Below are 6,750 nucleotides of genomic sequence, written 5' to 3'. Positions count from 1 at the left end.
GCTAAATGACATAAAAATGACTGACTGCTGCATTCCACAGCAAAACCCCGCTTTATACCTTTTTACACACAGACTTATCCACAATGATGCGAAAAAGTGAAAATGTGCGAGCGTTGCGCAAACGTTTTCGTTAAAATGCTCGCGCTTAACAAGGATGCCCCGTCAGGTGTGTTAGATGAGTTTTTCGCAGGAAAATTCATCTAACGCTCTCTGTAATCGTGAAATCCAGGGGATTTACCATGCAACAACGTCGTCCAGTCCGCCGCGCTCTGCTCAGTGTTTCTGATAAAGCCGGTATCGTCGAATTCGCTCAGGCACTTTCTGCACGCGGTGTGGAGCTGCTTTCTACAGGCGGTACCGCTCACCTGTTAGCAGATAAAGGTCTGCCGGTAACCGAAGTGTCCGATTACACCGGTTTCCCGGAAATGATGGATGGACGCGTCAAAACCCTGCACCCGAAAGTGCACGGCGGTATTCTTGGCCGTCGCGGTCAGGACGACGGTATTATGGAACAGCATGATATCGCCCCAATCGATATGGTTGTCGTTAACCTCTACCCGTTTGCCCAGACCGTTGCCCGCGAAGGCTGTTCACTGGAAGACGCCGTAGAGAATATTGATATCGGCGGCCCGACCATGGTGCGCTCCGCGGCCAAGAACCATAAAGATGTGGCCATCGTCGTAAAGAGCAGCGATTACGAAACCATTATTAATGAGATGGATGCCAACGACGGGTCACTGACGCTTGAAACGCGTTTCGACCTCGCCATCAAAGCCTTCGAACACACTGCCGCATACGACAGCATGATCGCCAACTACTTCGGTAGCCTGGTACCGGCTTACCACGGTGAAAGCAAAGATCCTTCCGGCCGCTTCCCGCGCACCCTGAACCTGAACTTCATTAAGAAGCAGGATATGCGCTACGGCGAGAACAGCCACCAGCAGGCAGCCTTCTATATAGAAGAAGAGGTAAAAGAAGCCTCTGTTGCGACAGCCCAGCAGGTTCAAGGCAAAGCACTCTCCTATAACAACATTGCCGACACCGACGCCGCGCTGGAATGCGTGAAAGAGTTCAGCGAGCCGGCCTGCGTTATCGTCAAGCATGCGAACCCATGCGGCGTTGCGGTAAGCACCTCTGTTCTTGATGCCTACGATCGCGCCTACAAAACCGACCCGACCTCTGCGTTCGGCGGCATTATTGCCTTCAACCGCGAACTGGATGCTGAAACCGCGCAGGCCATCATCTCCCGCCAGTTTGTTGAAGTGATCATCGCGCCATCCGCATCCGAAGAGGCGCTGAAAATCACCGCGGCCAAACAGAACGTGCGCGTGCTGGTTTGCGGCCAGTGGGCGGAGCGCGTTCCGGGCCTGGACTTCAAGCGCGTGAACGGCGGCCTGCTGGTGCAGGACCGCGATCTGGGCATGGTGACAGAAGCCGACCTGCGCGTGGTGACCAAACGTCAGCCGACCGAACAGGAACTGCGTGACGCGCTGTTCTGCTGGAAAGTGGCGAAGTTCGTGAAATCCAACGCCATTGTTTACGCCAAAGAGAACATGACCATCGGGATAGGTGCCGGCCAGATGAGCCGCGTCTACTCCGCGAAAATCGCGGGCATTAAAGCAGGCGACGAAGGGCTGGAAGTGAAAGGCTCTGCCATGGCCTCTGACGCCTTCTTCCCGTTCCGTGATGGTATCGACGCGGCAGCTGCTGTGGGCATCACCTGCGTGATCCAGCCTGGCGGCTCTATCCGCGACGACGAAGTGATTGCCGCCGCCGACGAGCACGGCATTGCGATGATCTTCACCGACATGCGTCACTTCCGCCATTAATTCCCGGAGCAGAAAATGAAAGTATTAGTGATTGGTAACGGCGGGCGCGAGCACGCTCTGGCGTGGAAAGCGGCGCAGTCTCCGCGGGTTGAAACCGTCTTTGTGGCGCCGGGTAACGCCGGAACCGCGCTGGAGCCGACTCTGCAGAACGTCGCCATTGGCGTAACCGATATTCCGGCGCTGCTGAGCTTTGCCCAAAGTGAGAAAATCGATCTGACCATCGTGGGCCCGGAAGCGCCGCTGGTGATTGGCGTCGTTGATGCATTTCGCGCGGCGGGCCTGACTATCTTTGGGCCAACGCAAGGCGCCGCGCAGCTGGAAGGCTCTAAAGCCTTCACCAAAGATTTTCTCGCACGTCATAACATCCCGACGGCGGAATATCAGAACTTCACCGAAGTTGAGCCAGCTCTGGCCTATCTGCGTGAAAAAGGCGCGCCGATTGTGATCAAGGCCGACGGTCTGGCGGCGGGTAAAGGCGTTATCGTGGCGATGACGATCGAAGAAGCCGAAGCCGCGGTTCAGGATATGCTGGCGGGCAACGCCTTTGGCGACGCGGGCCACCGCATCGTGATCGAAGAGTTCCTCGACGGTGAAGAGGCCAGCTTTATCGTGATGGTCGACGGCGAGCACGTCCTGCCGATGGCCACCAGCCAGGATCACAAGCGCGTGGGCAATGGCGATACCGGCCCAAACACCGGCGGGATGGGCGCTTACTCCCCTGCCCCGGTAGTGACGGATGAAGTACACCAGCGCACCATGGACCGCATCATCTGGCCAACCGTGAAAGGGATGGCGGCGGAAGGCAACACCTACACCGGTTTCCTCTATGCAGGCCTGATGATCGACAAGCAGGGCAACCCGAAGGTTATCGAATTCAACTGCCGCTTTGGCGATCCGGAAACCCAGCCCATCATGCTGCGCATGAAATCCGATCTGGTGGATCTGTGTCTGGCAGCCTGCGAAGGCAAGCTCGACGAGAAAACCTCCGAGTGGGACGAGCGCGCGTCTCTGGGCGTGGTGATTGCTGCGGGCGGCTATCCGGGCAACTACAATACCGGCGATGAGATCCACGGCCTGCCGCTGGAAGAAATTGACGGCGCGAAGGTGTTCCATGCCGGTACGAAGCTGGCGGACGACGATCGCGTGCTCACCAACGGCGGTCGCGTGCTGTGTGCGACCGCGCTGGGCCATACCGTGGCAGAAGCGCAGAAGCGCGCCTATGCGCTGATGGCGGATATTCACTGGAACGGCAGCTTTAGCCGTCAGGATATCGGCTATCGTGCGATTGCGCGTGAGCAGGGCGAGTAATTTCACACCCTCACTCTAACCCTCTCCCTCAAGGGAGAGGGGACTTAAATCAAAAACTCTTCTCTGTCGGCTGCCAGGTGCAGAAGTCTTCGTTCGCCACCAGCAGCAGCTGAGAGCCTTCCGGCGCTTCCAGCCACGCCACGCTCACCTCAACTGATGAATGACGCTGGCGGCGTTCAATATGTTCGATCGCCCAGGATTCAAGCTCAGGCTTGACCGTCTGCCCTTCGCAGGTGGTTACCGACCTGTCGGCATGCCAGCGCCCCTGGCGCAGCACAACGCGTCCCAGACGCAGCGCATCGCTGGTCTGACGGATTTGTTCGGCACGATAACGGTAGAGGGCGATTTGATCGCTGGAAAGCTGCTGTTTTTGACCGCTGACCTCGCGCTGCATAAAGCTCAGCTCGCCGCGATCGTCAAAACGCACTTTCACGTGTTCGGGGGTTTTGCTGTAGACGTTCAGTTCAATCAGCGACAGGTCGTCTCCCTGCCAGCGATACTCTGCCGTTGAGGTATTGCCGCTATGCCACGGACTAAAGGCGGAGAGGAGATGAACCTCATCGCTTGAATCTTTGCGCCAGATCCTGACCGCTCCCTGGTTATCAGCGTAGCCGCTGGCCGTAAACGGTGGGAGGGAAGAGTCGTGGCTACAGGCCGACAGCAACAGCACGCCTGCCAGCGCGAGCGTTCCACGCCAGAAAGACAAAAGGGGCGTTGCCGCCCCTTCGTTAAAACTGTTCACTGCCACGCGTCTTACTTAACTGCGTCTTTCAGTGCTTTGCCAGAAACAAATGCCGGCACGTTAGCTGCAGCGATTTTGATTTCTTTACCGGTCTGCGGGTTGCGGCCAGTACGCTCAGCGCGGTGGTTCACTTTGAAGGTACCGAAACCAACCAGTTGTACAGCATCGCCTTCTTTCAGAGACTCAGTAATAGCAGCCAGGGTAGATTCCAGAGCAGCTTTAGCCTGCACTTTAGACAGATCAGCCTTGTCCGCAATTACATCAATCAGTTGAGTCTTGTTCATAAGTTATCCTTTCAATGTGTTTATCGCTTGCTAAGCATCGAGTGCGACGAAAATGCCAAAAAAGCACTCTCCTGCATACACGCACCGATAGCCACTTTTTTTCGCCCCCCAAATGTAGACCAGACGGGGGGCAGAAGGGAAGAGTCGAGGTGCGACAAAACAGGCGTTAAATCACGTTTTGTTGTCTCATTGGTTAAAAATTATACCAATATTGCTCTCACCGGCCTCGCGTAAGTCCGCACGCAGCCCTTTGATCAGCTCAATATCGCGTTCTTCACACTCTGCCAGCAGGCGGAAAATCTCCCACTGAATATCCCATTCTTGCTCAACGGCCGGGTTTGCGCGCAGCTCTTCGTCGGTCATTTCGCGACCTTCCTGGGTCATTTCCAGCATCGCCACGGTCGTAATGGATGCCTTACTGACTTCAATCGCATGTTCCAGGGTTTCACCGCTCAGACGGGAGTGGATCAGCTCGCTCAACGCCACGCAGGCATCAATGGCCGGATAGACACCGTACAGGTCAAAATCATCCGCCGCCGGGATCGCCTCTTCCAGCTTTTCCAACTGGGAGTCGAAGTTCACCTTCGCGTCTTTCACCGTCAGCGTTTCCCAGATGAGATCCAGGATGCGGCGATAAATCTGGCCTTCGCCAAAATCGGTCTGCTTGCAAAACGCGGCATAGTTGGGATACATGCGCTCGCACAGGCAGGCCATGAAGGTGACGTGCTGCCAGCTTTCCAGCTTCTCAAGGCGCAGATGAATCGGGTTTTGTAACATGATGATGTCTCGAATCGAAAATTAGCCGCAGTTTACCTGAATCACGGCTGAATTTCCTGCCAACGAATGAAGGCCGGACGCGACGAGGCAACGGCATCGGCCCAGCGCGTCGGTTCCGGCAAGCGATAGCCCTTCATGCAGCGCTGTACCCATGCCAGGGCGCTATCCATGCTTACCCGATGCCCCGTGGCGATGAACAAAGGGTTGCAGCGAGCCTTGCTGCGCCAGACCCACGCCAGCTGTTCGCCTTTATCGATAAGCGGTGCCAGCGCGCCCGGCTCGGCAGAGAGGGGCTCAAACTTACCGCAGAGGCGTTTCTTGGCGACGCCGATGGTGGGTACGTCCACCAGCAGCCCAAAGTGGCTGGCAACGCCTAAACGGCGCGGATGGGAAATACCGTGTCCGTCAACGAACAGCAGATCGGGTTTTTGCGAGAGCTGTTCCCACGCTGCGAGCAGCGCGGGATATTCGCGGAAGGAGAGAAAGCCGGGAATGTAGGGCATGGTGGTGGCGATACGCGCAACCTTGTACTCCACCAGCTCAAGCGAGGGGTACTTCAGTACTACCATCGCCGCCCGCGTCACTTCACCGCCCTGCTCGAACCCAACGTCTGCCCCGCCAATGTACTGCGGAGGATCTTTATCCAGACGATCCTCGCGGATCACCGATGAAGCCAGTTCGATTTGCTGAGCGCGTAGCGACGCGAGATCCATAACCACTCCTTACTTGTGATACTGGGCAGAAAGCCGATGCACCGCCTCCACAAATACGCCTGCGTGTTCTGGCGGCACATCCTGATGAATGCCGTGGCCGAGGTTAAAGACGTGGCCTTCACCCTGGCCGAAACCAGACAGTATAGTCGACACTTCTTCTTCAATGCGGGCTGGCTGCGCGTAAAGCATGGACGGGTCCATGTTGCCCTGCAGCGCCACTTTGTCGCCCACGCGACGGCGCGCCTCGGCAATATCGGTCGTCCAGTCGAGGCCCAGCGCGTCGCAGCCGGTTGCCGCCATCGCTTCCAGCCACTGACCGCCGCCTTTGGTGAACAGCGTCACCGGCACGCGGCGGCCTTCGTTTTCACGCAGCAGGCCGTCGACAATTTTATGCATGTAGTACAGGGAGAACTGCTGATAATCGCGCCCGGTCAGCACGCCGCCCCAGGTGTCGAAAATCATTACCGACTGCGCGCCCGCTTTGATCTGCGCGTTGAGATAGAGCGTGACGCTCTTCGCCAGCTTTTCGAGCAGCGTATGCAGGGCCTGCGGCTCGGCGTACATCATCTTTTTGATCACGGTAAAGGCTTTGCTGCTGCCGCCTTCCACCATGTAGGTTGCCAGCGTCCACGGGCTGCCGGAGAAGCCAATCAGCGGCACTTCGCCCTTCAGCTCACGGCGAATGGTGCGCACAGCGTTCATCACGTAGCCCAGCTCGCCTTCCGGATCGGGGATCGGCAGTTTATCAACGTCGGCTTTGCTCTTAATCGGTGAGCTAAAGCGCGGGCCTTCACCGGTTTCGAAATAGAGCCCAAGCCCCATGGCATCCGGGATGGTCAGAATGTCCGAAAAAAGAATGGCCGCATCCAGCGGATACCGGCGCAGCGGCTGGAGCGTCACTTCGCAGGCCAGCTCGGCGTTTTTGCACAGCGACATAAAATCGCCGGCCTGCGCGCGCGTGGCTTTGTACTCTGGCAGATAGCGGCCCGCCTGGCGCATCATCCACACAGGGGTGACATCAACGGGCTGGCGCAGCAGCGCACGCAGATAACGATCGTTCTTCAGTTCGGTCATTTTGCAGTTCCTTATTGCGTCAG

At 57.3% G+C, this 6,750-nt stretch carries 7 protein-coding genes; 2 read left to right on the top strand and 5 right to left on the bottom strand.

The features are described 5' to 3' along the window. Positions 1 to 239: 239 nt before the first annotated feature. Together purH and purD are read left to right on the top strand one after the other, a co-directional pair. The gene (purH, locus tag E0L20_RS22865; RefSeq protein ID WP_131635911.1) at positions 240 to 1,829 is read left to right on the top strand and encodes a bifunctional phosphoribosylaminoimidazolecarboxamide formyltransferase/IMP cyclohydrolase; all 1,590 of its coding nucleotides are present in this window, start codon (positions 240 to 242) and stop codon (positions 1,827 to 1,829) included. Between the two features lie 15 nt (positions 1,830 to 1,844). Continuing rightward, the gene (gene purD, locus E0L20_RS22860) at positions 1,845 to 3,137 is read left to right on the top strand and encodes a phosphoribosylamine--glycine ligase (protein WP_131635910.1); all 1,293 of its coding nucleotides are present in this window, start codon (positions 1,845 to 1,847) and stop codon (positions 3,135 to 3,137) included. 49 nt (positions 3,138 to 3,186) lie between these two features. Here the strand turns inward: purD and E0L20_RS22855 are convergent, their stop codons facing one another. From E0L20_RS22855 to hemE, 5 genes are all read right to left on the bottom strand, one after another. Next, positions 3,187 to 3,879 carry a DUF1481 domain-containing protein gene (locus tag E0L20_RS22855; RefSeq protein WP_131635912.1) on the bottom strand — a complete coding sequence of 231 codons (693 nt, stop codon included), beginning with the start codon at positions 3,877 to 3,879 and terminating at the stop codon, positions 3,187 to 3,189. 11 nt (positions 3,880 to 3,890) lie between these two features. Further along, a complete protein-coding gene (gene hupA / locus E0L20_RS22850) occupies positions 3,891 to 4,163 on the bottom strand; it encodes a nucleoid-associated protein HU-alpha (RefSeq protein ID WP_002445246.1) in 273 nt (90 codons plus the stop codon). A gap of 186 nt (positions 4,164 to 4,349) precedes the next feature. Continuing rightward, positions 4,350 to 4,940 carry a YjaG family protein gene (locus tag E0L20_RS22845; RefSeq protein WP_131635909.1) on the bottom strand — a complete coding sequence of 197 codons (591 nt, stop codon included), beginning with the start codon at positions 4,938 to 4,940 and terminating at the stop codon, positions 4,350 to 4,352. A 41-nt stretch (positions 4,941 to 4,981) separates the two neighbouring features. After that, positions 4,982 to 5,653: a deoxyribonuclease V gene (nfi, locus tag E0L20_RS22840; protein ID WP_131635908.1), complete on the bottom strand. Its 672-nt coding sequence runs from the start codon at positions 5,651 to 5,653 to the stop codon at positions 4,982 to 4,984. 9 nt (positions 5,654 to 5,662) lie between these two features. Beyond that, positions 5,663 to 6,727: a uroporphyrinogen decarboxylase gene (hemE, locus tag E0L20_RS22835; protein ID WP_131635907.1), complete on the bottom strand. Its 1,065-nt coding sequence runs from the start codon at positions 6,725 to 6,727 to the stop codon at positions 5,663 to 5,665. Positions 6,728 to 6,750: the final 23 nt, after the last annotated feature.

It is taken from the genome of Enterobacter wuhouensis (assembly GCF_004331265.1).
GTDB lineage: Bacteria > Pseudomonadota > Gammaproteobacteria > Enterobacterales > Enterobacteriaceae > Enterobacter > Enterobacter wuhouensis.
The sequence above is the reverse complement of the archived record's forward strand: the minus strand, read 5'-3'. Positions and strand labels throughout refer to the sequence as shown.